Below are 23,845 nucleotides of genomic sequence, written 5' to 3'. Positions count from 1 at the left end.
GCAGAACCGCCGCCCGACGACCCGCCCGAGGACGACGATGCGGACGCCGACGACGACAGCGTCGAGATCCCTGCGGAGAAGGCCGCCGCGTGGAAGCCCGACGATCCGGCGTACCAAGTCGGCGAGTTCCCCTCGCCGTAGAGGACGGCGAGCTCTTCCGCCCACCGCTTCTCCTGTCCGAACACGACGGCGTACGGAAGGAGGGTCTCGTACAGCTTCAGCTTCACCCGCGGATCGGAGACGTCGACGTGCACCCGTTCGGCGCCCTGCGGCGACTGCAGCATCCGGATGCGGTCGGCCTCCGCCCACTCGATGAACTGCTTCAGCCCCCGCAGGTGGTCGCGGGCCTCCGCCCCGGCGGCGGTGAGCGGCTTGTGCGACACCATGCCCGCCACCACCAGTACGACGATCACGGCCCCGATGATGAGCACCACCGGAACCCACGGCGTCACGTAAGCGACGAGGGCGCCGATGCCGAAGAGCAGGACGAGCACGGCGGAGATGATCGCGATCACGACCGGCCACGCCCGGGGGCCGATCGGCACTCTGCGACGGAGCCCCCGCGTGGTCAGCTCGGACGTCGCCGCCTTCAGCACCTTCTGCGCCGTCGACGAGAACCTGGTGTCGGTGCGACCGAACTCGAACTCCTCGCCCGGCATGCCGGAGGGGAAGAGGCCGGGAAGCAGCATCCGTCCATCTCCGTCTGCGAGCGACGGGTTCTGGAGCACGGCCTTCAGCCGGGTCCCGCCGAACCACTTCTGCGGGCCCTCTTCGATGCGGATGCTGCCCACCACCGCCTGCTCGAGCACCTCGGCCGGGATCGCCTTGGACGTGTGACCGAGGAGCACGGCGCTCTCGAGCGCATCGATTCCGCGAGGCGGCGTGTACTCCGCGATGATGACCGGCCGGCCGGCCTCGTCGCGCAGGTGCCGCGCACGCGTGACGCCCGCGAAGACCACCGCCGTGCCGAGTCCGAGGAGAGCGACCGCTGCCTGCAGCCAGCCCCAGGGCGACGCCAGGTAGGAGGTGTCGAACTCGGTGAAGGTGTCGGGCTCGAACCCGATCGCGATCGTCATCGTCTGATACGGCTGGACCCCTTCGACGGTTGCCACAACGGCGCCGTCGGAGTCGCCGATGGGGCACGTCCGAGTGTCGTCCTGGTAGCCGACATAGCAGGACTGCCTGCCCGTGCGCGCGGCATCCACGTCGTCCGGCATGGTCACACGCGCGGTGACGCGGCCGAACGACTGGGGCCAGGCGGTGCCGTTCACGTCCCAGTAGAACTCGTCCGAGCCGGTGTCGGCGAAGTACCGCGTGACGTTCTCGAGCGTGTACGTGAAGATATAGGTCTGGCGACCGTGGACGAACTCGCCGGCACGCGAGGTCATCGAGAAGAGGCCGTCTTCCGCCTCGGTCTCCGCCTCTCGCGCCGCACCGTTCTCGTCCGTGATGGAGACGAGCTGCGGGTTCAGCGGCGCCCCCTGGTAGTTGTCGGGGATCACCCGCCGCATGCCGCGGTTCTGGTCGGACTCGGGGAAGAGCGCGACGAACGTCTCGACGACGGTGAGCGCGCTGGTGCCGTCCTCGGCGCGACCGAGCTGGTACTCGACATCAAGGCTCTCGAAGGAGAAGTCCTCGACGTCCGCACGAGCGGGAGCGGCGCCCACGCCCGCGAGGAGCAGGCCCGCGAAGACGGCGAGCAGCAGCCCCATGACCACGAGACGGCGCGCGCGCCACGACGCGATTGCAGAAGACGCCATGGGGCCAGCCTAGGGTCCACCGCCTGCCCTACTCTTGACGATATGACCGACCGCCGTCTCGCCATCGACGCCTGGGAGAGCCTCTTCCGGGCCCAGCACGAGGTGTTCGGCGACATCAACGGCGACTTCGACGAAGAGATGCTGAGTCAGGCCGAGTACGACGTGCTCCTCACCGTCACTCGCTCCGACGACCTCACCGCGCGGCTGCGCGACGTCACCGCGAACATGCTCATCAGCCAGCCCAGCGTCTCGCGGCTCGTCGACCGCATGGTGGCGCGCGGACTGCTCACGAAGTGCGCCGATCCCGACGACGGGCGCGGGGCGCTCGTCCACGCGACGGATGCCGGTGCGTCGCTGTTCCGCCGCATCGCGAGCGCGCACGGCAAGGCCATCGCCGAGCGGATGTCGCTGCTCTCGGACGCCGAGCTCAGCCAGCTGCGCGACCTCACCGCCAAGCTGCGCAAGACCCAGCCCAGCTGCTGACTCCCGGCTCGGTCGTTGAGCGATCGCAGCGAGTCGAAACGCCCCGGCCGGCGTCGCACGTCGGCCCACTGCGTTTCGTCTCGCTCGTTCCTCGCTCGCTCAACGACCGGGCTCCCAGCTCGGTCGCTGAGCGATCGCAGCGAGTCGAAACGCCCCGGCCGGCGTCGCACGTCGGCCCACTGCGTTTCGTCTCGCTCGTTCCTCGCTCGCTCAACGACCCGTGGTCTCCGGCCGTTGAGCGCTGGGGCGTTTCGTCTCGCTCGTTCCTCGCTCGCTCAACGACAGGTGGTATCCGGCTGCCTCACGGGGTGCGGCGCCGGAGCGTGAGGGAGGCGAGGATCAGCGCTCCCACCGCGAATGCCACCACGACCAGAAGCGGACCGAACACGTCCCAGCCCTCGTCGCCGGCCGTCACGGCGTTGATCGTGTCGATGGCGTAGCTCAAAGGCAGCACCTTCGAGATCTGGTAGAGCGCCTCGGGCATGTCCTCGCGCGGCATGAACAGGCCGCCGAGGATGATCTGCGGGAACACGATCAGCGGCATGAACTGCACGGCCTGGAACTCGGTGCGGGCGAACGCACTGGCGAGCAGCCCGAGCGCGCTGCCGAGGATCGCGTCGACGACGGCCACCAGTCCCAGCTGCCACAGCGGTCCGTCGACGTCGAGGCCGCACACCCACACGGCGAAGGTGACGGTGATGACCGCCTGCAGCGTCGCCATCAGCCCGAACGCGAGGCCGTATCCGACGATGAAGTCGGCCTTGGCGATCGGGGTGGTCATCAGGCGCTCGAGGGTTCCCGACCGGCGCTCGCGGAGCGTCGTGATCGAGGTGATGAGGAACATCACGATGAACGGGAACAGCGCCAGGATCGGTCCGCCGAACTGGTCGAACACGCCCTCCTGGTCGCTGAACAGCCAGGCGAACAAGCCGACGAGCAGGCTCGGTGCGACGAGCATGAGCGCGATCGACCGCGGGTCATGGCTGAGCTGGCGGAGCACCCGCCCGGCGGTCGCGAGGGTGAGCACGCCGTTCACGATGCCCGCCCGTCGTCCGTGGGATTCGTCTGCGACTCGTGCGGGTGCCCTTCTCGAAGCTCGCGGCGCGTGAGCGGGTGCGGTTCGATGGGCGAATCGCCCGCGCGCGGCCCCTGAGCTTGCGCCTGCCGGACGGCGTCGCGTTCGATCAGCGTGAGGAAGGCGGCATCCGGATCCGTCGTTCCGGTATCGGCGAGCAGGCCGTCCGGCGTCGTGTCGGCGATGATCCGCCCCGCCCGCATCAGCACGAGGCGGTCGCACCGCACCGCCTCGTCCATCACGTGGCTCGAGACGACGAGCGTCGCCCCGGCGTCGGCCAGACCACGGAAGAGGTCCCACAGCTCGGCCCGGAGCAGCGGATCGAGGCCCACCGTGGGCTCGTCGAGCACTAGCAGCTCGGGATCGCCGAGCATCGCCACCGCGAGCGAGACGCGACTCTCCTGCCCGCCGCTGAGCGAGTCGATCGTCTGGTCGCGCTGGTCGGCGAGGCCGACCTGCTCGATCACCCGATCGACATCGCGACCGGGCGCTCCGACCAGCCGGGCGAAATAGCGGAGGTTCTGCCGGATGGTGAGGTCGCCGTACACCGACGCCGCCTGCGTATCGTACGCCACCCGCCGTCGCAGTGCGCGTGATCCGCCCGGCTCGCCCAGCACGGTGACCGAGCCGCCGGCGATCTTCTGCACGCCCACGATCGAGCGCATGAGCGTCGTCTTGCCGCACCCCGACGGACCCATCAAGCCGGTGATCTGGCCGCGTGGGATGTCGAGATCGAGAGACGTGAAGACCTCGGTCTTGCCGCGTCGGACGTGCAGATCGCGCACGCTGACGGCATCCGTCCTCAGGCTATTCATCACGTGATGAATAATGGGCCCGCCGTGCCCCCGGGTCAAGGGGTCCGGCGGTGACTCCCTGGCGTCACGAGCCGTAGAGGTAGCCCTGCACCGTGGGCCCCACGCGCCGGATCAGTTCGTCGACGGATGCCTCTCCCAGCGCCGGCAGTCGCAGGACGTAGCGGGCGATCAGCAGACCCGCGACCTGCGAGGCCACGAGCGCCGCTCGCAGCTCGGCGTCTTCGACGTCGAGCGCCCGGACGATGCGCGAGAGCAGCTCGCGCGAGATGAACCCCGCCAAGAGGGGCGTCGTGAGCTTGTTTCCGATGGTCGTGCGCAGGAGGGCCACGCCGCGACGGCGCACATCGGCGTCCTCCCAGGTCTCCAGCAGGTACCGCACGATGCGCTCGCCTACCTCGTCGCGGGGCCCTGCGAGGATCTCGGGGATGGCGAGGTCGGGCCGCATCGGCGCGCCCACCGTCTCGCCGAAGAGATCGGCCTTGGTGCCGAAGTAGTGGTGCACGAGGGCCGAGTCGACGCCGGCCCTGCCGGCGATGCCGCGCATCGTCGCGCCGTCGTACCCGAGTTCGCCGAACTCGTCCATGGCAGCGGCGAGGATCCGCTCGCGCGCGTCGGACTGCCCGGCGCGCGGGCGGCCGCGACGTCGCTTCGGCGCCGGCACGACGTACTCCACCACGGGGTCAGCCTACGTCGGCAGTCGACTGGCGGCCACGTGATCCGATTCCGGTCGGACGTAGTCTGGGCGCCATGCACACGCGCACTCAGGCGAGGCTGCAGGTCGTCGCAGGTCCCATGTTCGCCGGCAAGTCCGAGGAGCTCATGCGTCGCGTCCGCCGCGCCCGCATCGCCGGCCTGTCGGTCGATGTCGTGAGCCACGCCCTCGACGATCGTCGCGGCGAGGGGCAGGTCAGCTCCCACTCCGGGCTCAGCGTGCCGTCACGCTCGGTGCCCGACGTCGAAGCGCTCGTCGCCTCGGTCGAGGGCCGCGCGCTCGACATGGTCGCGATCGACGAGGCGCAGTTCTTCGGGCCGGACCTCATCGACGCCGTGAATGCGCTGGTGACGGAAGGCGTCGACGTCGTCGTCTCGGGCCTCTGCGTCACCTTCGACGGCCGGCCGTTCGAGCCGCTGCCGGCGCTCATGGCGATCGCAGAGGACGTCCTGAAGCTCACGGCGGTGTGCGCGGTGTGCGGTGAGGACGCGGCGTTCCATCAGCGACTGTCGGCCGGCGGCGCCGGCGATCCGCTCACTCCGACGAGCGACCAGGTGGGAGGCATCGAGTCGTACCAGGCGCGATGCCGCCGCCACTTCACGGGCGCGGCGCGAACGTAGGCGCCGGGAACAACGGATGCCTCGTCCCGGCCGGGACGAGGCATCCACTGTCAGAGCGCTTACTGCTCGATCGGCTGCGGCGCGTCGTTGGACTCGTGCGCCTGGATCGTCGGCGTGCCACCCTCGGACGTCACCTCGATCTTGCGCGGCTTGGCCTTCTCGCTCACCGGGATCGTCACGCTCAGCACGCCGTTGTCATAGCTGGCCGAGATGCGCTCGGTGTCGATGCCCTGGCCGAGGTTGAGCTGGCGCAGGAAGCTCGCCGCCTCGCGCTCGCGGGTGATCCACTTGACGTCGTCGCCGCTGGTGAGCGTGCGCTCGGCGCGGATCGTCAGCAGCTGGCCGTCGACATCGATGTCGACCGAGCCCGGGTCGATGCCCGGCAGGTCGGCGGTCAGGACGTAGTGGTCGCCGTCGCGGTAGAGGTCCATCGGCATGCGGCGCGGACCGCGGCGCGTGTCGAAGAGACTCGACGCAAGACGGTCGAGGTCACGGAACGGGTCGTAGGTTGCCATGAGAATCTCCTCTCTGTCCAGAAGTTGAGCCCACTTGGCTCAACTACGTTCAGATTAGCACTCTCACCATGCGAGTGCTAGGTGGGTCCGCGTTCGCCGTGAACGAACACGGACGCGTTTCGTCTCTGCGTTTCGACTCGCAAGCTCGCTCAACGACCGGTCGTCGAGCGAGCGAAGCGAGACGAAACGCGCCCAGACAGTTCGTCAGCACTCGATGACGTTGACCGCGAGGCCGCCCTCGCTCGTCTCCTTGTACTTGTGCGACATGTCGATGCCCGTCTGCCGCATGGTCTCGACGACGGCGTCGAGCGAGACGTAGTGCGAGCCGTCACCGCGCAGCGCGAGACGCGCCGCCGTCACGGCCGTCGACGCGGCGATGGCGTTGCGCTCGATGCAGGGGATCTGCACGAGACCGCCGACAGGGTCGCACGTCAGACCGAGGTGGTGCTCCATCGCGATCTCGGCCGCGTTCTCGATCTGCCGGTTGGTTCCACCCATGACGGCCGTCAGCCCACCGGCCGCCATCGCGCAGGCCGATCCCACCTCGGCCTGACAGCCGCCCTCTGCACCCGAGATCGAGGCGTTGGCCTTGAACAGCGAACCCAGCGCGGTGGCGGTGAGGAGGAACCGACGGATGCCGCGGCGACGGTTCGCCTCAGCCCTCTGCTCCTCGCTCCACTGCGCCGGCTCGGGAGAGTCAGGGGCCTGGCCGGGATACCCGAGCAGGGCGCTGCCCACGAGCTTTCCGTACGGGGTGACCGCGTTGCCCGCGCCGAGCCCGGAATCGGCGAGGAAGCGCCACCAGTACATCGCCACCGCGGGCACGATGCCGGCGGCGCCGTTCGTGGGCGCCGTGACGACCCTTCCACCCGCCGCGTTCTCTTCGTTGACGGCGAGCGCGAAGGCGCCCAGCCACTCCCCCGGCAGCTCACGACGGCCGTCGGCCTCGGCAGCCTCGAGCTGCTCGCGGATCGACGCCGCACGTCGCTTGACACCCAGCATCCCCGGCAGCACGCCGCCGGTTCCGAGGCCCGCCTCGACGCAGGCGGCCATCGCATCCCAGATGGCATCCAGGCCCGCGGCGATCTCCTCGTCGGGTCGCCGGGCCTCCTCGTTGAGGCGTGCCGCCTCGGCGATCGTGATGCCGCGCTCATCGCACAGCGCCAGCAGCTCCTCGGCGCTCGCGAAGTCCAGGGGGAACACGCCCGCACCCGAGCCCGCGGGCCCCGCGCTCGTCGGCGGATCGCCCTCACGACGGATGAACCCGCCGCCGACGGAGTAGTAGGTCTCGCGGACGAGGAGTCCGGCATCCGTGGCGGGAGCGACAGCCGTCACCGACGACGATCCGGTCTCGCGCACGCCCGCCGCGGCCACCGCGCGCGCCGGCCCGTCGTCGGCCGAGGTCCACGCTTCGAGCGTCATGGCATTCGGGTGACCGGGCAGCCGCGTGCGCGGTGCGAACACGACGTCGCCGCGTTCGAAGCGCACGGGCTGGATGCCGGCGAGCTCGAGCGGCTGCCCGTTGGGCCAGGCGCCCCACGCCGAGCGCACGGCATCCGGATCCACCGTCTCGGGTTCGAGTCCCCGCAGCCCGGCGACGACCGCGTCGGGTGTCCCGTGGCCGATGCCGGTCGCACCGAGCGAGCCGTACAGCGTGCAGGTCACCCGGCCGACCTGCGGCAGCACGCCGGCCTCGCGCAGGCGGACGACGAAGTCATGGGCGGCCCGCATGGGGCCGACCGTGTGGGAGCTCGAGGGTCCTACGCCGATGGAGAACAGCTCGAACGCCGAGACATAGGCGCTCATCGCCACCAGGCTAACGCCGCAGTCGATGCGAACTGCACGCCGTTACCGAGTCGTGAGAGGCAGGATGCCTCGACTCGGGCGGCCAGCGCATGCAGTGTGATGACTGCCGTGCGACGCCGACGGCGCACCGTTGCCTCTGGTGAATCGTGCGGCGTTGCGATAGGCAGGTACCAGCCCCGCGCGCACGCGACGGAGGCGGTTCGAGAGAGGGTCCGCGATGCTCTTCGTCCTTTACCTCATCCTGCTCCTGGGCGGCATGTACCTGGTCGGCTCGGCCTTCGCGGCCCCGTTCCTGCCGGCGCTGGTGTTCGTCGCCGGAGTCCTCTGCATCTCGCTGGCGGTGGCACTGCCCATTGCGGCGCAGCGGATCGACAGCGGCCCCCGGAAATAGCCGGCTCGCAGTCCCCGAGCGGGGTTTGTCAACCCCGAGAACACCCGGCCTGTTGTCGACCAGAATCGACTCGCTGCATCAGCGTGGAGGCACCGAAATGAGAACAGCGACATCCGCATCGCCGTGGTCCGGCACCGGACAGGAGAGGTGAGCGAACGATGGTGATGCTCGAACCACAGGTTCGTCCGACAGGGCGGCAGTACGACCTGCAGCGCGTGGATCAGTCGACGTGGATCATCCGCGACGCGCACGTCCCCACGACCGACGCGAGAAGCGTCGTCGCCTGCGTCAGCGAGGCCGCCTGGGACGGCGTCGATGTGCTCTGGCTGCACCCGGTCGGCCTGCCCACCCACTACCGCACCGCCGACGCGGTGCTGCGCGACCTGATCCGCCACGGTCGCCGGAGCTCTGGGACCACCCGGCCCATACCGATCCCGCATCGTCCGCCGGTGAAGCCCGAGCGCTGCTGATGTGGCCGCCGCGATGAGGCCGCCGCTCGCCGACGACTCGCTGTCCGTCCTCGTCCAGGGCTATGACTTCGGCGAGCGGATCTGGCGACGGGTCCGCGACGGTGCGCGGTCCGCCCCGATGCGATTGCTGGGCCGCGACGCGCTCCTCGTGCGCGGCTCAGCGGGCGTGGCGGTGTTCTACGACCAGGCGCGCATCGCCCGGCACGGTGCGATGCCCGCGATCGTGCAGAACACGCTGTTCGGACACGGATCCGTGCACAGCCTCGACGGCGACGAGCACCGCCACCGCAAAGCGACGTTCGTCGACGTGGCGTACGAGGATGCCGAGGTCGAGCGCCTGCAGCCGCTGCTCGAGCGCGAATGGCGCCACGAGCTCGACGCCTGGCTCAAAGGCGGCGAGCGCACCGCCTACGATGCGGCAGTCGGTGCACTGGGCCGGGCGATCATGGTGTGGGCCGGACTGCCGGGCACCCCCGCCGCGAAGACCCGCTGGGCGGCGCGTCTCGCGCAGATCGTGGACGGATTCGGTGCGCCCTACTCCCCTGCCTACGTCGCCGCTGCGGTGAACCGACGCTGGTCCGACCGGCATGCGCGACGCCTCATCAAGGCCGTGCGCGCGGGCGACCTCGCCGCGGCGGAGGGGACGGCGCTCCACTCCTGGGCCTGGCACAGGGATCCCGCCGGTGAGCTGCTGCCCGCACAGCTCGCAGGGGTGGAGCTGCAGAACTCGATGCGTCCGATGATCGCCGTCGCGCGCTTCGTCGCCTTCGCCGCCAAGGAGCTGCACGACCGGCCCGAGTGGAGGGCTCGCATCGCCGCCGAGACGGCGGAGCGGGCGACGCTGGTGGGCGGTCCCCTCGCGATCATGTTCGCTCAAGAGGTCCGGCGCACCGCGCCCTTCGTGCCGATGCTGCCCGGGTGGGCGAAGCAGGACGTCGAGCTCGACGGTCAGCACCTCGCCGCCGGCGGTCGGGTGGTGCTCGACATCCTCGGCACCGACATGGACGCCGGTTCGTGGGAGAACCCCGCCGCCTTCGACCCCGAGCGGTTCCGTGGCGTCGAGGACTACGAGGCGCTGACAGCCTTCATCCCGCACGGCGGCGCCGAAGTGGCGACCGGCCACCGCTGCCCGGGTGAGAAGCTCGCGATCGCCGGCCTCGCGGCCGCGATAGCCGTGCTGAGCGATCCCCGGCTGACAGTCCTCGACTCCGGGCTCTCCGTGAACCGCCGCCGGCTTCCGACGATGCCGAGATCGGGAGCACGCGTGCGGGCGGGCGGGGCGCCGTCACGCTGCCCGATCCACTGACGACGGATGAGGCATCCCGCGCTCACGCAGTGCCGCGCGAGCGTTCACGTATCCGGGAAGTGGTGGTCCTCGGCACGGCGGACGTCAGCGAGCGTCGCCTTCCAAGTGCTCCGCCGCGGGCGCCGACGGTCGAAGAGCCTCCTCAGGGAGTCTCCGACGGAGCGGAGAGCTGATCCGATTGTGATCATGGCTGCTCACCTCAAGCAGTGGGGGTTTGTCTGTGGAACAGGGATATCCCGTGGGGTGCCACGGCGTCTTGGGGCTTGACCTGGCGCCCGAGGTGTGGTGTCCCCGGTAGGTGCGATGATCCGCATGGGGATGATCGGCGGGAGGGCGGGATGCGGGGCGAGGCGACCGTGCTGCACGCCGACCTCGACGCCTTCTACGCCTCGGTCGAGCAGCGCGACGCGCCCGCACTGCGCGGACGACCCGTCATCGTCGGCGGTGGCGTGGTGCTGGCGGCGAGTTACGAGGCGAAGGCCCGTGGCGTGCGCACTGCGATGGGCGGCCGGCAGGCCCGCGAGCTCTGCCCGGATGCGGTGGTCGTCCCCCCACGGATGGACGCATACTCCACGGCCAGCCGTGAGGTGTTCGCGATCTTCCGCGATACGACACCGCTCGTGGAGGGGCTCTCGATCGACGAAGCCTTCCTCGAGGTCGGCGGTCTGCGACGCATCGCGGGCACGCCCGAGCAGGTCGCCGTGCGCCTGCGTGAGCGGGTTCGCACGGAGGTCGGACTCGCCATCTCTGTCGGGGTCGCGCGGACGAAGTTCCTCGCCAAGGTCGCCAGCGCGGTCAGCAAGCCCGACGGCCTGCTCGTCGTCGAGCCCGATCACGAGGAGGCGTTCCTGCTCCCGCTGCCGGTCGAACGGCTGTGGGGTGTCGGGGCCGTGACCGCGGAGAAGCTGCACCGGCTCGGCATCCATACCGTCGGGCAGCTGGCCGAACTCGAAGCCGCCACCGCCGAGAGGCTGCTGGGCAGGGCTGCCGGTGCACACCTCCACGCGCTCGCTCGCCTGCGCGACCCGCGCCCTGTCGACACCACGCGGCGCCGCGGGTCGATCGGCTCTCAGCGGGCGCTCGGCAACCACCCGCGCTCGGCGGAAGAGCTCGACCTCTTCTTGACGCAGATCGTCGACCGGCTCGCCCGCCGCCTGCGCGAGCGGGACCGGGTGTGCCGCACGGTCGTGCTGCGCCTGCGCTACGGCGACTACGCGAAGGCCACCAGATCCCGCACGTTCCGCTTCGCGACCGACCGCACCGCCCTGCTGCTCGAGGTCGCGCGGGGGCTGCTCGCCGCCGCACAGCCCGAGATCGAGCAGCGCGGCATCACCCTCATCGGGGTGTCACTGTCGCAGCTGGGTCGCGCCGACAGCGTCCCGCCGGAACTGCCCATCGACTGGGACGACGGGTCTCGCCTCGACGGGGTGCTCGATGCGGTTCGCGACCGCTTCGGCGCGGCGTCGGTGGCACGCGCCGCGCAACTCGGTCGCGATCCGGGCTGGTCGACGCCGCTGCTGCCGGAACACGAGTGACCGCGAGAACCGCGTCCGAGCGCGCACGGCAGGGATGTCGCCGGCCCGGCTTACCCTGCTCCCATGGCGGAGCGTGTCGAACTGTGGTGGGCCCGCCGCCAGTTCTCAAAGGGGTCGGAAGTCCCCTACCCGGTGGGGAGCTACCGCGAGGCCTGGGCGCCGTTCCCCGCGCTCATCCGCCAGTACCATCCCGAGCTCAACGCCGGCATCGTCTTGAGCCAGGTCCCGCCCGCGGCGGACGTGCTGCTGCTGTGGCAGTGCGAGGCCGGCCACAAGTTCGCGGCCACTCCCGACGAGCAGCGCAACCGACCCGGACGTGAACGCCGGCGCTCCGCCTGGTGCCCCGACTGCGCCGACCTCGCCCGGCCCGCCCGCGCACTGCCGATGCGCGACGTGGTGACTCCTCCCGACTCCCCGGTCCCGGCCGCCGTCGCCAATCCCACCGGTCGCGCGGTTCTGCGGCCGCGCACGCCGAGACGCAGGCTGCAGGTGTGCGCGAAGACGCCTGACCTGCCCGTCGGCGACCCGTTCCGCTCGGATTGCGCGCCGAAGCCGGCATCCGCGGTCGAGGCGCAGCTGCGCGCCGACCTGTTCGCCCGCCTGTCGGTCACACCCGGCTCGAACGCCGTGCGCGTCGCTCGCCCGTTCTTCGACCACGTGGAGGTGTGGCCCGACATCCTGCTTCCCGAGCTGCGCGTCGCCATCGAGTACGACAGCACCGGCCGGCACGGTCTCGAACACGTCGGCAAGCGCGAGGACGCAGACCTGCGCAAAGACCGCGCGCTGCGCTCTGCGCGGTGGGAGGTCGTCCGCATCCGCACCGGCAAGCTCGAGCCGCTGGGCCCGTTCGACCTGCAGATGTCGGCCTGGAACACGAAGGGCCTCGAGCGCCTCATCGACACTCTCCGAGACATCCGCGGACCACTGCTCGTCGACCCGTACCTCGCCTGACGCGAACCGTCGGCGACAGCGTCTATCCGAGGTGGCGGGCCAGAGCTTCGAGGATGCCTCGCGTTCCTTCTTCGCGGTTGACCCCGTCTGCCCAGAACCGGTCGAAGAAGATGCCGTGCTCGGCATGCGTGAAGCGTGTGCCCTCGGGGATCCGCTCGAACTCGAGGGATGCCACCGACGTGGACATGTGGATGGCGTCGAGCCACATGTCGTAGGTCGTGACGATGCGCACGTGCTCGACGATGTCGGTGTAGACGGCCTCGTACCGTGACAGCGGTCCGCCGTGGAACTGCGCCTCGTCGACGTCACGCCCGCCGACACGGAAGTCGAATGCCCACTCGCGCGAGTCGAAAGCAGCGCTGTCGCCGAACCAGCTGCGCTTCTGCGTCTCGTCGGCGAACGCCTGCCACACGTCCTCGACGGGCACGGGATAGTCGCGGGTGAGCGTGAACCCGGCGTGGGCGAGTCGGCGCTCGACCGTCATCGCTGCTCCTCTCGGGTGAAGGTGACGTGGATGGTGCCGCTTTCGGCGACCTCCGTGGTCACGCGGTGCGTGTGCTCGAGGCCGCGAAGGTCATCCCACACGCGGTTGCCCCGGGAGAGCACGATCGGTGCGATCCCTACGTGCAGATCGTCGACGAGACCGGCCCGCAAGAATTCCTGCGCGGTGCGCACGCCGCCGCCGACCCGGACGTCGAGCCCGCCGGCGGCGGCGGTGGCCTCCGCGAGCACGTTCTCGATCGCGCCGGTTCGGAAGTGGAAGATCGTGCCGTTGCCCATCGCGATCGACGGGCGGGGTGCGGAGTGCGTGAGCACGTAGACCGGGCAGCCGAACGGCGGCTCTTCGCCCCACCACCCCTTCCAGTCCGGGTCGTCGGGATTCGCGTGCAGACCGAACATGGCTGCGCCCATGATCTCGGCGCCGACGCCGGTGAAGAACGCTGCGGCGTACGACTCGTCTACGCCGGTCGTGCCCGCGCCGCTCGTGTCGCCGAAGACCCTCTGCCGGAAGGTGCGCGTGGCCGCGTATGCCGCCGTCAGGGGTCCCCAGTCCTCACCCATGGGGTTGTCCACCAGGGGATCGGGAGTCGCGGTGTATCCGTCGAGCGACGAGAACAGGTCGATGCGAACTCGGGTCATTGCGAGGTCTCCTTGTCAGTGATGCGGGTCAGGTGGATGCCGAGGCGGTCTGCCTGCCGCTCGGCGGGTGTGCGCTGCTCGCCCAGCCAGACGTGCAGGACGTCGAGCGCGCCGGGTCGCAGGCTCACCGTGCGGACGCGTCCCTGTTTGTTCGACGTGACGATTCGCGCGTCCTCGAGGATGCGCAGGTGCTGAAGCAGCGACGGCAACGTCATCGAGACCAGCCCCAGGAGGTCGGACACGACCGCCGGGGACTTCGCGAGCCGCTCGACGACCATCCGCCGAGTCGGATCCGCGAGAGCACGGAGCACCGCGTCCAGCTCCGCGGAATAGTTAGGCATATGCCTAACTATGTCCAAAGCTCGACATCACGTCAACCCGGAGCACGGTGGGCGAGGCGCGTCTGAACGTGTCTCCCGCCCCGCGCAGACCGCCGAGTAGTCGGGCTTCCGCGCGGTGCGCCGGCAAAGCTCGTCGTTCGTGCTTGAATCCGGACTCGGCGCGCACCGGCACGGGCGTCGCAGAAACCGGGAGGAGTCGTCGATGCTCGATTCCGTCGCGTTGCTGACGCAGCGGCTGCGCTCGGCAGGGATCACCGACGTCCTCTCGATCGAACCGGTGACCGGTGGGCTCGCGGCGACGGCAGGGATCGCGCAGCGCGCCGATGGCGGATCGATCTTCGTCAAGGCATTCGCCGAGCCGTCCGACGACGCCTTCGTCACCGAGGCCGACGGTCTCGACGCGTTGCGAGAGCTCGGCGGCGTCGCCACTCCCGATGTGTTGCTGGCCGGAGGGGACCTGCTCGTTCTCTCCGTTTTGAGGCCCAGGCCCGACTCTGCAGCTTTCTGGGAGCAGCTCGCGCATGCGCTCGCCTTCTTGCACACCAGCACTCCCCATTCGAGATTCGGCTGGCACCGCGACAACTGGCTGGGTCGCCGTCGGCAGGTCAACACGTGGGCGGATGACGGATTCGAGTTCTTCGCTCAGCACCGGCTGCTGCGGTGGCTCGACGAACCCCGCGTCCAGGCGGCGCTCTCCCCCGCGGACCGATCCGCACTGGAGCACCTGTGCGCACGGCTGCCCGAGCTGCTCCCGCAGAAGCCCGCCTGTCTGACGCACGGCGATCTGTGGGCGCAGAACGTGCTGAGCGCAGCGGACGGGCAGCCCGCCTTGATCGACCCCGCAGTCTCGTACATGTGGGCGGAGGTGGATCTCGCCCACCTGTGGACGACTGCGCCGCCGCCCGAGGCGCGGGTCTTCTTCGACCGGTACGCGGAGCTGACCTCCCTCGACCGAGACTGGCGTCTGCGCATGCCGATCCTCCAGTTGCGACAGCACCTCGCCGTCATCGCACAGTTCGACGACGACTGGGGCGCAGCGGACGCGGTGCGGACGACGCTCGCCCCGTTCCGGCGGATCACCCGATCCTGATCCGGCATCCACAGACAGCTCAGGCCATGCGCCCCGTCGACCCTCGGCGCTGCGACTCCCCTCAGAAGGGCAGCACGGCGGGCACCATGAGGACTGTCACGACGAGGACGACGATCGTGAAGGGCGCCCCCAGCTTGAAGAAGTCGAAAAAGGTGTAGCGTCCCGGCTCGACGACGAGCGTGTTCACCGGCGACGACACGGGTGTCATGAATGCAGCGGAGGCCGCCAGCGCCACGGTCATCGCGAACGGATACGGCGAGACCTGCAGCTGGGTCGCGATGCCGATCGCGATCGGCCCCATCAGCACGGCCGTGGCGGTATTCGAGACGAAGAGACCGATGACCGCGGTGAGCACGAAGACGCCGGCCAGGAGCACTCTGGGACCCGCGTCGCCCAGCGCGCCGAGCAGACCGTCGACGACGAGGGCCACGCCGCCGGTCCGCTCCAGGGCGAGCGCGAAGGGCAGCATTCCCACGATGAGCAGGATCGTCGGCCATTGGATGGAACGGTATGCGCTGGGCATGTCGATGCAGCGGAAGAGACCCATCAGCAGGCAGGCGATGAGTGCAGCGATCACGTTGGGCACGACGCCGGTGACCATCAACACGACCATGACGATCACCGAGCCGATCGCGAACGGCGCCTGGTTGGCGGCCGGCGCGACTTCCTTCACTTCGGCCGGGAGGTCGAGCATGATGAAGTCCCTGGGCTGCGCCTGCAGCCGGTGGATGGCGTCCCAGCCGCCGGCGACGAGCAGCGTATCTCCTGTGGCGAGGCGGATGGCAGGGAACGCCGGCCCCGCAGCCTCGCTGCGATGGCGTACCCCGAGCACGAGGAGGTCGTGCTTCTCTCGGAACCGGATGGCCCGCACGCTGAGTCCGCGCGCGGACGAATCCGGTGCGATCATGACCTCCGCCATGCCCACCTGGCGGGAGTACGACTCGAAGAAGTCCGGCGTCATCGGCAGTTCCTCGAGCCGGAGCTGTCGTCGCTCGGCGGCCGGCACCTCACGGTCGACGACGATCACGTCCCCTGCCGCCAGGCGTGCGTCGTCCGCCGACGTTCGCACCGTCTTGCGGAACAGGCGGTTGCGCTCGAGCACGAGGACGCCCACCATCGTGCCGCCGCCGAACTCAGCATCCACCAACCGCTCCCCGACCAGCGGTGAACCGGCCACCACTCGGTACCGATGGGTGCGGGAACTCACCGCGTAGTCATCGATGAGGCTCCCGAATGTGCTGCGGGAACCACCGTCCGGTGCGCCGCCGTTGCCGAGGAACCGCCGTGCGAGCAGCATGTATCCGATGCCGAGCGCGAGGGTGACGAGCCCGAACGGCGTGGGGGCGAAGAACCCGAATCCGTCGAGGCCGTGCCGTGTCAGCTCCGCGTCGACGACGAGGTTCGGCGTCGTGGCGATGAGCGTGAGCATGCCGCTGATGAGACCGGCGAAGCTGATGGGCATCAAGAGCTGGCGGGCGGAGATGCCGGTGCGGGATGCCACGCTGAGCGCGACGGGAATGAAGATGGCGACCACGCCGGTCGAGCTCATCACCGCCCCGAGCAGCGCGACGCTCAGCATCAGCAGAACGATCACGCGTGCCGCGCTGGCACCCGCGGTGCGCGCGAGCCAGTCACCGAGCCGAAAGGTCACGCCCGTACGAGACAGGCCCTCCCCGACGACGAAGAGCGCAGCGATAAGGACGACGTTCGGGTCGGCGAAACCGGCGAGCGTCTCGGGGACCGTCAGGATGCCGGTGAGCGGCAGCGCGACGATCATCAGGGTCGCGACGACGTCCATCCTCGGTCGGCCGATCGCGAACATCGCGACGGCGGCGACCAGCAGTGCAAGGACGAGCGCCAGTTCGCCGTTCACCCGGCCCCCTCATATCGACAGCCTCTGCGCAGATGTCAGCCGTCGCCGGCTGCGCCTCTAGAAGTCGACGGGGTCGCGCGAGATCGGACAGGTCATGCAGTGTCCGCCCCCGCGCCCGCGTCCGAGTTCCGCACCCACGATCGTGATGACCTCCACGCCGGCCTTTCGGAGCAGCGTGTTCGTGTGGGTGTTCCGGTCATAGGTGAAGACCACCCCGGGCTCGACGGCCACTGCGTTGTTGCCGCTGTCCCATTGCTGACGCTCGCCCGCGTACCAGCCACCGCCTGGTTCGACCGTGCGCAGCTCCTTCAGGCCGAGCGAGTCCGCGACCACCTCCACGAAGGACCCGGTCTCCTCGGTGACCTCCACGCCCCCGGTGTCTGCGGGACGAAGGGAGAACGTATGGATGCCGTCGACGATGTCGGGGTAGTACGTCACGAGATCGCGGTCCGCGAAGGTGAACACGGTGTCAAGATGCATGGCGGCGCGCAGCTTCGGCATTCCCGCGACGACGACACGCTCTGCGGCGCCCGCCTCGAACAGCCTCGTGGCGACCTGTGTGATCGCCTGTCGCGATGTGCGTTCACTCATTCCTATGAGGACGGCGCCATTGCCGATGGGCATGACGTCGCCGCCTTCCAGTGTCGCCTGTCCCCATTCGAGTTCGGGGTCGCCCCACCAGACGGTGTTGCCGGCGTATTCGGGGTGGAAGTCGTAGATCGCCTTCATCAGCAGCGTCTCGTCGTGACGTGCCGGCCAGTAGAGCGGATTCTGAGTGAGCCCGCCGTAGATCCAGCAGGTCGTGTCGCGGGTGTAGATGGTGTTGGGCAGCGGCGGAAGCAGATACTCGTTCGCGCCGCTGGACTCGCGGGCGAGGGCGAGGTAGCCGGAGCGGAAGTCGTTCGGGAGCTCCCGGGTGGAGAGTCCGCCGATCAGGTGCTCAGTGAGTGTCGCATCGTCCAGCGACTCCAGGAACGCCCGCGTGTCCGCGACAAGCCCGATGCCCACTTCGTTCGCATGCACCTTCCGATCGAGCAGCCACTCCTTGGCGCCAGGCACCCCCAGCGTTTCGGTGAGGAGTTCGTGCAGCTCCACGACCTCGACTCCGCGCTCGCGGAGCTTCAACACGAAGTCATGGTGATCTCGTTTCGCGTTCTGAACCCACAGCACATCGTCGAACAGGAGCGCGTCGTTGTTGCTCGGTGTGAGGCGCTGGTGCGCGAGTCCTGGTCGGCACACGAGAACCTTGTTGAGCCTGCCGACTTCGGAGTGGACCCCGTAGGTGTTCTCTGGCATAGAGTTGGCTCCCTTTCAGATGGCGTGCCCGATCAGATCTGAACAGCACCCGTCGCGAGCAGCACGATGCCCACGACGGCGAACCCCAGCACCGCGATGAAGGTGGCGAGTCCGGGCCGGGTGAAGACTTTCGCGTGCTGCTGCCTGCGCGCCACGATATAGAGGATGGTGGCGGGAGCCAGCAGGATGCAGGCGAGGAAGAGGAAGACATATCCGGCGACCCAGATGAGGAAGAGCGTGTAGGCCGTGGAGACGGCGGCGATCACCAGGTCACGCGTGCGGCGACCTGCGGCGGGACCGTCATACCCATCTCGCTGGAGCGCGATCTTGAGCGCGTAGGCGCTGGCGAGCGCGTACGGCGCCAGCGCCAGAGCTGCCGTCAGGTCGAGCGTGAAGTCGAGGGCGTTGTCGACGAACTGCACCACGAACAGGATCACGGTGACGAAGACCGACGTCCAGAGGACGGCGTGTTCCGGGACCTGGCGACGATTGAGCACCGCGAAATGGCGCGGCAGGTCGTTGTCCTTCGCCGCGGCATAGACGACATCCGCGGCAAGCAGCTGCCACGCCAGATAGGCGCCGAGCACGGAGATGATCAGGCCGACGCGGATGAACGCGCCGCCCCACGGCCCGACCGCCGCCTCCAGAACGCCTCCGACCGAGGGTTGCGGCAGCGCCGCGAGCTCGGCCCTCGGCAGGATGCCGTACGAGAGGATCGAGATCGACGCGAACAGCGCCAGGACTGAAAGGAACCCGAGCACCGTCGCCGTACCGACGTGTTCGCGTTTCTTGGCGTACCGCGAATACACGCTGGCGCCCTCGATGCCGAGGAAGACGAAAACGGTGATGAGCATGGTGCCCTGGACCTGCGCGAACAGCGATTCGCCGCCGGGGACGTCGTAACCGCCGGTGAGGTTGCCGGCGAAGACATCCCAGCGCACGAAGAAGATCACGAGGACGAGGAACAACGCGAGTGGGACGAGCTTGGCCACGGTCACGATGAAGTTGATCGCCGCGGCCTCCTTGACGCCGCGCCGGATCAGGAGGAAGAAACCCCACACGGCGGCCGCGGAGATGAAGAACGCCGGCCACGTGTCACCGTCCCCCAGGACCGATCGCCACTCCGGGAACAGCTGGGAGAGGGTGGTCATGATGAGCACCCAGTAGAACGCATTCCCCGCGCACGTCGAGGCCCAGAATCCCACAGCGGAGAGGAATCCCGGGTACAGTCCGAACCCCTCCCGCGCGTAGACGTAGACGCCGTTGTCCAGTTGAGGTTTGCGGACTGCCAGAGTCTGGAAGACCAGCGCGAGGGTCAGCATGCCGAGGCCGGCGATCGACCAGGCGATCAGCGCCCCATACACACCGGTCTGACCGGCGAAGCGCGCCGGGAGCTGGAACACTCCCGCTCCCACCATGGATCCGACGACCATCGCGGTGAGCGCCGGCAGATTGAGTTTGGACTTGGACGCAGTCTCGGTCGCTTCGGGCATCAGGCGAGGGATCCCATGTATGTGACTCCAGTCCTCGTGGATTCTGGGAGCTGTCGACTCGTGTCTAGCGCAGTCCCACAGGATCGGGCAAGGCGCCGCGCCTGCGCGGCTGATGCCTAAATCAGACACTGGCGTTCGACTTCGGTCCGGACGCTCGATGAGCACAGCATGGGCGATCACCAGTCTTGCTCCATGTCATTCGTCGAGCAGACAGATCGTACGGTCGAACCGGCAACGCACTCAGATCCGCAAGCGCAGCCCCGGGCGCCTCGCCGTCGCCTCCGGGACGCCATCTTCCGACGCATCGCTACCCCGAAGCCGGTGAGCCACGAGGAGCATCATCGCCTCCGGCGGGTGGAAGCGGAGCGGGTCCAACGAGAAGCGGAGATGCTGCGCCTCCTCTCCATGTCCTTCGGCGGCCGCTGGTGAGTTGTCACGTCCGGCTCGGCAACGTCGCGATCGCGGTACGTCACCGCCGCATGCAGTCAGCGCAGAGCGTCCTCGCAGACAGACGCCAACGCACGCGTGTGGTCGATTCGAACCACGCTGGCATGTGGTGATGAACGGAACCTGGCGGCGAACGCGGGCGATTTGGCCGGTGCTGGTGCAGGATGACCCCATGGAACAGTACTTGTGGGTCCTCAAGGACAAGGAGCTCGGCCTCATCCGTGAACTGGAGCCGGACCGCATCTCCCAGCTGGATGAGGACGGTCTTCTCTCGCTGCATAAGCGGGTTCGTCGTGCGCGCAACAAGCACACCACCAACTACCGTCGCGGTGCCGCCGAGCGGGTCGCCATGGCGGGCGGGCGCGGCACGGCGGCCGCCGGATCCGACAAGGCAAGGGCCCGCGCGTATGTGTTCGAGGAGGCGCTCGCCATCGTCAGCGCGGAGTTGGCGCGTGTCGCGCACGAGGAGGCCGAAGCACTCAAGGACGAGCGTCTCGAGCGCGCTCGCGCCGGAAAGTGGTCGGGCCCGGAGTCCATCGCCCCCAGCCCGGAAGGGGTGTCGTCCGGACGGATGAAGGAGCACCAGAAGACCACGGGCGGCACGAAGCGCGACGCGTCGAGTCAGGCACAGGGGGCGCGGCGGCAGGCGAAACGCGACGCTCGCTGACGAAGCGGGCGCACACGCGCCGCCGCCGGCGCTACTCGTACAGGCTCGGGTCGGCCGTCAGCGAGACGTACGCCCAGACATCCATCCCGAGAGTGCTCAGCGCACGTTCGATCGCGCGCCGCACCTCGTCCTCCGCCGCGACATCCCAAGCCGCCCCATCCACGGTGAAGTCGACCTCGACGTAGAGCTTGCGCCCCACCTTGCCGGCCCGAACCAGCGGTTCACCGAGGCCGAAGTCCGCGCGCACGACGCCGACGGCCTCGTGGATTCGCTCGGTCAGATCGCGCGATGGCGCGCCTTCGAGCAGTTCATTCACGCCTGCCGCGATCAGCTGTACGGGAATGTAAGCCAGTACGACGCACGCGACGAGAACCAGGACCGGATCCACATAATCTGCGACGGATTCCAGCCCGGCAGCGACCAGGGCCGCAGCGATGACGGCTCCAACGAGCATCACCGCACTCAGCACCGCTCCCGCGCGCCATTGGGCGCATTCGGCGGCCACCAAGTCCGATGCGGGTGCCCGACGTCTGAGGAGAATCGCCACCGCGAAGCCCGCCAGCGCGGTGACGGCCCCGTACCCGGCAATCACGATCGGGTCGACCGGCGACCCGCCCGAGCCGATGAGGACGATGGCGTCGCCCACGGCGTAGATCAGCGTGCCCGCAATGGCGAGCCCCTGGATGGTCACCACCATCGGCGTGAGGGCGTCCCGACCGAAGGGGTACCGCCTGTCCGGGCCCGCGCCTACCATCGCCGCGGCCCGCAACGATGCCACGGACAGCACCAGTCCGATGCTCATGTACGCCCCATCGAACACGATGATCCGGGTTCCCGTCACAACACCGAGCACGAGCGCACCGACCGCGATCACCACCGTCGCCCAGATACTGATCCACAGCGCGCCGCGTTCCGCCTGCTGGGCGGACAGCCGTCCGTCTCGTGACCGGATCGCTTCCGTCACCGCGACCCCCTTCGTCCGCCGGCGGGCAGAATCGGATGCCGTCACCATACCGTCGCGCCCGCCCGCGGGTGGGTCTGGGAAAGTGGTGCACGCGGAAACCGTGCGTCGGCCAGACGCATTCCAGCCTCCCTTCGGAGGACTCCACGGGTATGGTCGACGCGTCGAGATCACCACGGAGAGTCGATAGTTGCGGAGCGACATGGACACGGCATCGAGCGTCACGGTACGGCCGTGGAGACCCACCGATGACATCTCGGTATTGGAGGGTTTCGTCGCGACGTACAACGGCGAGCCCTGGAACGACTCATGGACTGTCGAGTCCGCTGCCCAGTACCTCGGGGAGTTCCAAGCCATGCCGCGCTCAACCACCCTCGTCGCCGTCGCGGCGGACCGCGTGGTCGGCGCCGTGTACTTTCATGGCCGCACGTGGCAGGACACGTCCGAGATCTTCATCGATGAGTTCTTCGTCTTCCCCGCGTCGCAGCGCCAGGGAATCGGCCGCGCGCTCATGGCGGCCGTCCGCGATCGAGCGGCTGCGGAAGGTGCGGCGGCTCTCACACTGATCACCGACCGCGAGATGCCCGCGTTCGGTTTCTACGCCGGGCTCGGGTTTCGAGAAGGTTCGACTCACGTGTTCATGATCGGCTGACGGCCAGGCGGTCGTTTCCCTCACCAGACCAGTCCCCACCCCTACACAGGAGCACTTCGATGTCGACATCCCTCGCCGTTCCCGGCGTCCCGTTCGAGCTGACGCCCTCGGAGGGCTCGGACTGGACCGTCGCCCCCGACCGGGTGGAAGTGCTCGCCCCTGCGCACAGTGACCTCTTCGTCGATCCGAGCGGCAAGAGCGGGACCGCGGCCGAGACGATGCTCAACGCGGTCACGCTGCTCGGCGCTCCCGGAGCGGGCGACTTCGTCTTCTCGGCCCGCGTGGGCGCGGACTTCCGGGCGATGTTCGACGCCGCCGTCCTCCTCATCTGGGCCGACGAGCGGCACTGGGCGAAGCTGTGCTTCGAGCGGTCGCCGGCCGGACAGGCGATGGTGGTGTCGGTCGTCACCCGCGGGGTGTCGGATGACGCCAACTCGTTCACCGTCGACGGCGACGCGGTCTGGCTCCGCGTCTCGCGGATCGGGCGGGTATTCGCGCTGCACGCCTCCACCGACGGCGATTGGTGGCACTTCGTCCGCGCGTTCGCGCTCGGAGACGACATCGGCGACGTGCGGCTCGGGTTCGAGGGTCAGAGCCCGACGGGTGACGGATGCGCCGTGTGGTTCGACCGAGTGAGCTTCGCGCAGACGACCCTCGGCGACCTGCGCGACGGCAGCTGACTCGGAACGACGAACGGCGGCCGCCCGACCGATGTGGTCAGGTGGCCGCCGTTCCTCGCGCCGGCCTCAGTCGTCGCTCTCGACCCCGGCGGCGATCACCGCGAACTCGGCGTCGAGGTCGATCTCGACGAACTCGCCGGCGGCGGTCAGAACCGTGACGTCCCACGGTGAGGTGCTGTCGTCGTCGGCCTCGATCTCGACGACGCGCCCGTCGGCCTCGGCGAGCGCCGCATCCACGATCGCCGCGATCGCGTCTGCGTCGAGGACGTTCTGGGGCGCGGTGTCGTCGGAGTCGGCGGACTCGGTGGACGTGACGGATGCCTCGCCCGATGCGTCGACGCGCACCTCGGTCTCGGCGCCGCCTTCGGCCTCGAGCGTCACCTCGGCGCCGCCATCCCGCTTCAGATCGATCGACACCGGTTCGCCCTCGCCGGCGGCCGATGCCGCGTCGATCATCGCGACCAGGTCGTCGGCGGAGGCGGTGCCGAGAGTCGACAGGTCGCCGCTGGCGCTGTCGTCGCCGGCGCTGTCGTCGCGCGAGTCGTCGTCACGGGAGTCCTCATCCCGCTCGCCCGACACCGACGACGTGGTGTCGTCATCGTCGACTTCGTCCGCGATCGCCGCGCCGACCGCGATGCCGCCCCCGGCGAGGACGGTCGCCGCGAGCACTGCGCCTCCGGCGATCAACAGGCCGCGGGTACGGCGGCGCTTCGGCGCGGGAGCCGCCGCGGGACTGCCCGCGTCGGGCTGCCCGCCCGGTGCGGGG

General features: G+C 69.2%; 25 protein-coding genes. 11 read left to right on the top strand and 14 right to left on the bottom strand.

Translation table 11 applies throughout. From position 1 onward, the window contains the following. Nucleotides 1–1,760, bottom strand: a 1,760-nt coding sequence (locus ACI3KX_RS18225) for a DUF2207 domain-containing protein (protein ID WP_404910605.1), incomplete at its 3' end; no start/stop codon positions are given. A gap of 42 nt (nucleotides 1,761–1,802) precedes the next feature. Between ACI3KX_RS18225 and ACI3KX_RS18220 the strand changes: the two genes are divergently transcribed. Beyond that, nucleotides 1,803–2,243 carry a MarR family transcriptional regulator gene (locus ACI3KX_RS18220; RefSeq protein WP_349428692.1) on the top strand — a complete coding sequence of 147 codons (441 nt, stop codon included), beginning with the start codon at nucleotides 1,803–1,805 and terminating at the stop codon, nucleotides 2,241–2,243. A gap of 301 nt (nucleotides 2,244–2,544) precedes the next feature. Here the strand turns inward: ACI3KX_RS18220 and ACI3KX_RS18215 are convergent, their stop codons facing one another. From ACI3KX_RS18215 to ACI3KX_RS18205, 3 genes are all read right to left on the bottom strand, one after another. Then, the gene (locus ACI3KX_RS18215; RefSeq protein ID WP_363354431.1) at nucleotides 2,545–3,279 is read right to left on the bottom strand and encodes an ABC transporter permease; all 735 of its coding nucleotides are present in this window, start codon (nucleotides 3,277–3,279) and stop codon (nucleotides 2,545–2,547) included. Then, entirely contained in the window at nucleotides 3,276–4,133 is an 858-nt protein-coding gene (locus ACI3KX_RS18210) for an ABC transporter ATP-binding protein (protein WP_363354433.1), read from the bottom strand. The genes ACI3KX_RS18215 and ACI3KX_RS18210 overlap by 4 nt, the downstream gene beginning before the upstream one ends. Nucleotides 4,134–4,197: 64 nt before the next feature. Further along, the gene (locus ACI3KX_RS18205) at nucleotides 4,198–4,809 is read right to left on the bottom strand and encodes a TetR family transcriptional regulator (protein ID WP_363354435.1); all 612 of its coding nucleotides are present in this window, start codon (nucleotides 4,807–4,809) and stop codon (nucleotides 4,198–4,200) included. 71 nt (nucleotides 4,810–4,880) lie between these two features. Between ACI3KX_RS18205 and ACI3KX_RS18200 the strand changes: the two genes are divergently transcribed. Further along, nucleotides 4,881–5,465 (top strand): thymidine kinase, encoded by a 585-nt coding sequence (locus ACI3KX_RS18200; protein ID WP_363354437.1) that lies wholly within the window; start codon nucleotides 4,881–4,883, stop codon nucleotides 5,463–5,465. Nucleotides 5,466–5,524: 59 nt separating this feature from the next. Here ACI3KX_RS18200 and ACI3KX_RS18195 read toward each other — a convergent pair whose 3' ends face one another. Then, nucleotides 5,525–5,980 (bottom strand): Hsp20/alpha crystallin family protein, encoded by a 456-nt coding sequence (locus ACI3KX_RS18195; RefSeq protein ID WP_363354439.1) that lies wholly within the window; start codon nucleotides 5,978–5,980, stop codon nucleotides 5,525–5,527. 204 nt (nucleotides 5,981–6,184) lie between these two features. Next, nucleotides 6,185–7,786, bottom strand: a complete 1,602-nt coding sequence (locus ACI3KX_RS18190) for an L-serine ammonia-lyase, iron-sulfur-dependent, subunit alpha (RefSeq protein ID WP_404910604.1) — start codon at nucleotides 7,784–7,786, stop codon at nucleotides 6,185–6,187. A gap of 217 nt (nucleotides 7,787–8,003) precedes the next feature. Between ACI3KX_RS18190 and ACI3KX_RS18185 the strand changes: the two genes are divergently transcribed. The 5 genes from ACI3KX_RS18185 to ACI3KX_RS18165 all read left to right on the top strand — a co-directional run bounded on the left by ACI3KX_RS18185 (nucleotide 8,004) and on the right by ACI3KX_RS18165 (nucleotide 12,439). Then, entirely contained in the window at nucleotides 8,004–8,177 is a 174-nt protein-coding gene (locus ACI3KX_RS18185) for a hypothetical protein (protein WP_308868560.1), read from the top strand. Nucleotides 8,178–8,341: 164 nt separating this feature from the next. Then, nucleotides 8,342–8,647: a hypothetical protein gene (locus ACI3KX_RS18180; protein WP_363354443.1), complete on the top strand. Its 306-nt coding sequence runs from the start codon at nucleotides 8,342–8,344 to the stop codon at nucleotides 8,645–8,647. Nucleotides 8,648–8,660: 13 nt separating this feature from the next. Beyond that, complete coding sequence (locus tag ACI3KX_RS18175) at nucleotides 8,661–9,953, top strand: cytochrome P450 (protein WP_404910603.1); 1,293 nt, start codon at nucleotides 8,661–8,663, stop codon at nucleotides 9,951–9,953. Nucleotides 9,954–10,291: 338 nt separating this feature from the next. Continuing rightward, nucleotides 10,292–11,488, top strand: a complete 1,197-nt coding sequence (gene dinB / locus ACI3KX_RS18170; RefSeq protein ID WP_349428701.1) for a DNA polymerase IV — start codon at nucleotides 10,292–10,294, stop codon at nucleotides 11,486–11,488. Nucleotides 11,489–11,551: 63 nt separating this feature from the next. Then, a complete protein-coding gene (locus tag ACI3KX_RS18165; protein WP_404910602.1) occupies nucleotides 11,552–12,439 on the top strand; it encodes a zinc-ribbon domain-containing protein in 888 nt (295 codons plus the stop codon). Nucleotides 12,440–12,461: 22 nt separating this feature from the next. Here the strand turns inward: ACI3KX_RS18165 and ACI3KX_RS18160 are convergent, their stop codons facing one another. The 3 genes from ACI3KX_RS18160 to ACI3KX_RS18150 are packed head-to-tail and all read right to left on the bottom strand — an operon-like array spanning nucleotide 12,462 to nucleotide 13,920. Next, nucleotides 12,462–12,923: an SRPBCC domain-containing protein gene (locus ACI3KX_RS18160; RefSeq protein ID WP_404910601.1), complete on the bottom strand. Its 462-nt coding sequence runs from the start codon at nucleotides 12,921–12,923 to the stop codon at nucleotides 12,462–12,464. Next, a complete protein-coding gene (locus ACI3KX_RS18155) occupies nucleotides 12,920–13,579 on the bottom strand; it encodes a dihydrofolate reductase family protein (RefSeq protein WP_404910600.1) in 660 nt (219 codons plus the stop codon). The genes ACI3KX_RS18160 and ACI3KX_RS18155 overlap by 4 nt, the downstream gene beginning before the upstream one ends. Then, entirely contained in the window at nucleotides 13,576–13,920 is a 345-nt protein-coding gene (locus tag ACI3KX_RS18150) for an ArsR/SmtB family transcription factor (RefSeq protein ID WP_404910599.1), read from the bottom strand. The genes ACI3KX_RS18155 and ACI3KX_RS18150 overlap by 4 nt, the downstream gene beginning before the upstream one ends. Before the next feature lie 202 nt (nucleotides 13,921–14,122). On the opposite strand from ACI3KX_RS18150, the gene ACI3KX_RS18145 reads away from it, so the two are divergent. After that, nucleotides 14,123–15,010 (top strand): fructosamine kinase family protein, encoded by an 888-nt coding sequence (locus ACI3KX_RS18145; protein WP_404910598.1) that lies wholly within the window; start codon nucleotides 14,123–14,125, stop codon nucleotides 15,008–15,010. A gap of 61 nt (nucleotides 15,011–15,071) precedes the next feature. Here the strand turns inward: ACI3KX_RS18145 and ACI3KX_RS18140 are convergent, their stop codons facing one another. From ACI3KX_RS18140 to ACI3KX_RS18130, 3 genes are read right to left on the bottom strand one after another with little or no spacing between them, the layout of a single operon-like run. Next, a complete protein-coding gene (locus ACI3KX_RS18140) occupies nucleotides 15,072–16,883 on the bottom strand; it encodes an SLC13 family permease (protein WP_404910597.1) in 1,812 nt (603 codons plus the stop codon). A gap of 57 nt (nucleotides 16,884–16,940) precedes the next feature. Continuing rightward, nucleotides 16,941–18,179, bottom strand: a complete 1,239-nt coding sequence (locus tag ACI3KX_RS18135; protein ID WP_404910596.1) for an arginine deiminase — start codon at nucleotides 18,177–18,179, stop codon at nucleotides 16,941–16,943. A 32-nt stretch (nucleotides 18,180–18,211) separates the two neighbouring features. Then, on the bottom strand, nucleotides 18,212–19,672 hold the full coding sequence (locus ACI3KX_RS18130) for a basic amino acid/polyamine antiporter (protein ID WP_404910595.1): 1,461 nt from the start codon (nucleotides 19,670–19,672) through the stop codon (nucleotides 18,212–18,214). A gap of 559 nt (nucleotides 19,673–20,231) precedes the next feature. Here ACI3KX_RS18130 and ACI3KX_RS18125 point away from each other — a divergent pair. Continuing rightward, nucleotides 20,232–20,786: a hypothetical protein gene (locus ACI3KX_RS18125; RefSeq protein ID WP_404910594.1), complete on the top strand. Its 555-nt coding sequence runs from the start codon at nucleotides 20,232–20,234 to the stop codon at nucleotides 20,784–20,786. 31 nt (nucleotides 20,787–20,817) lie between these two features. Here ACI3KX_RS18125 and ACI3KX_RS18120 read toward each other — a convergent pair whose 3' ends face one another. Continuing rightward, nucleotides 20,818–21,750: a cation transporter gene (locus ACI3KX_RS18120; RefSeq protein WP_404910593.1), complete on the bottom strand. Its 933-nt coding sequence runs from the start codon at nucleotides 21,748–21,750 to the stop codon at nucleotides 20,818–20,820. A gap of 199 nt (nucleotides 21,751–21,949) precedes the next feature. On the opposite strand from ACI3KX_RS18120, the gene ACI3KX_RS18115 reads away from it, so the two are divergent. Then, the gene (locus ACI3KX_RS18115) at nucleotides 21,950–22,399 is read left to right on the top strand and encodes a GNAT family N-acetyltransferase (RefSeq protein ID WP_404910592.1); all 450 of its coding nucleotides are present in this window, start codon (nucleotides 21,950–21,952) and stop codon (nucleotides 22,397–22,399) included. 59 nt (nucleotides 22,400–22,458) lie between these two features. Continuing rightward, nucleotides 22,459–23,079 (top strand): DUF1349 domain-containing protein, encoded by a 621-nt coding sequence (locus tag ACI3KX_RS18110; protein ID WP_404910591.1) that lies wholly within the window; start codon nucleotides 22,459–22,461, stop codon nucleotides 23,077–23,079. A gap of 66 nt (nucleotides 23,080–23,145) precedes the next feature. Here the strand turns inward: ACI3KX_RS18110 and ACI3KX_RS18105 are convergent. Beyond that, nucleotides 23,146–23,845, bottom strand: a 700-nt coding sequence (locus ACI3KX_RS18105) for a hypothetical protein (RefSeq protein WP_404910590.1), incomplete at its 5' end; no start/stop codon positions are given.

The organism is Microbacterium sp. ZW CA_36, assembly GCF_044987475.1.
In the GTDB taxonomy this organism is placed as follows: domain Bacteria; phylum Actinomycetota; class Actinomycetes; order Actinomycetales; family Microbacteriaceae; genus Microbacterium.
Note: the sequence above shows the minus strand (reverse complement) of the source record. Positions and strands in the feature narration are given on the sequence as shown.

Coding starts and splice junctions, on each gene's coding strand:
- ACI3KX_RS18220 (WP_349428692.1), top strand. CDS start 1,803: ATGACCGACCGCCGTCTCGCCATCGACGCCTGGGAGAGCCTCTTCCGG.
- ACI3KX_RS18210 (WP_363354433.1), bottom strand. CDS start 4,133: ATGAATAGCCTGAGGACGGATGCCGTCAGCGTGCGCGATCTGCACGTC.
- ACI3KX_RS18200 (WP_363354437.1), top strand. CDS start 4,881: ATGCACACGCGCACTCAGGCGAGGCTGCAGGTCGTCGCAGGTCCCATG.
- ACI3KX_RS18195 (WP_363354439.1), bottom strand. CDS start 5,980: ATGGCAACCTACGACCCGTTCCGTGACCTCGACCGTCTTGCGTCGAGT.
- ACI3KX_RS18190 (WP_404910604.1), bottom strand. CDS start 7,786: ATGAGCGCCTATGTCTCGGCGTTCGAGCTGTTCTCCATCGGCGTAGGA.
- ACI3KX_RS18185 (WP_308868560.1), top strand. CDS start 8,004: ATGCTCTTCGTCCTTTACCTCATCCTGCTCCTGGGCGGCATGTACCTG.
- ACI3KX_RS18180 (WP_363354443.1), top strand. CDS start 8,342: ATGCTCGAACCACAGGTTCGTCCGACAGGGCGGCAGTACGACCTGCAG.
- ACI3KX_RS18175 (WP_404910603.1), top strand. CDS start 8,661: ATGAGGCCGCCGCTCGCCGACGACTCGCTGTCCGTCCTCGTCCAGGGC.
- dinB (WP_349428701.1), top strand. CDS start 10,292: ATGCGGGGCGAGGCGACCGTGCTGCACGCCGACCTCGACGCCTTCTAC.
- ACI3KX_RS18165 (WP_404910602.1), top strand. CDS start 11,552: ATGGCGGAGCGTGTCGAACTGTGGTGGGCCCGCCGCCAGTTCTCAAAG.
- ACI3KX_RS18160 (WP_404910601.1), bottom strand. CDS start 12,923: ATGACGGTCGAGCGCCGACTCGCCCACGCCGGGTTCACGCTCACCCGC.
- ACI3KX_RS18155 (WP_404910600.1), bottom strand. CDS start 13,579: ATGACCCGAGTTCGCATCGACCTGTTCTCGTCGCTCGACGGATACACC.
- ACI3KX_RS18150 (WP_404910599.1), bottom strand. CDS start 13,920: ATGCCTAACTATTCCGCGGAGCTGGACGCGGTGCTCCGTGCTCTCGCG.
- ACI3KX_RS18145 (WP_404910598.1), top strand. CDS start 14,123: ATGCTCGATTCCGTCGCGTTGCTGACGCAGCGGCTGCGCTCGGCAGGG.
- ACI3KX_RS18135 (WP_404910596.1), bottom strand. CDS start 18,179: ATGCCAGAGAACACCTACGGGGTCCACTCCGAAGTCGGCAGGCTCAAC.
- ACI3KX_RS18130 (WP_404910595.1), bottom strand. CDS start 19,672: ATGCCCGAAGCGACCGAGACTGCGTCCAAGTCCAAACTCAATCTGCCG.
- ACI3KX_RS18125 (WP_404910594.1), top strand. CDS start 20,232: ATGAACGGAACCTGGCGGCGAACGCGGGCGATTTGGCCGGTGCTGGTG.
- ACI3KX_RS18115 (WP_404910592.1), top strand. CDS start 21,950: ATGGACACGGCATCGAGCGTCACGGTACGGCCGTGGAGACCCACCGAT.
- ACI3KX_RS18110 (WP_404910591.1), top strand. CDS start 22,459: ATGTCGACATCCCTCGCCGTTCCCGGCGTCCCGTTCGAGCTGACGCCC.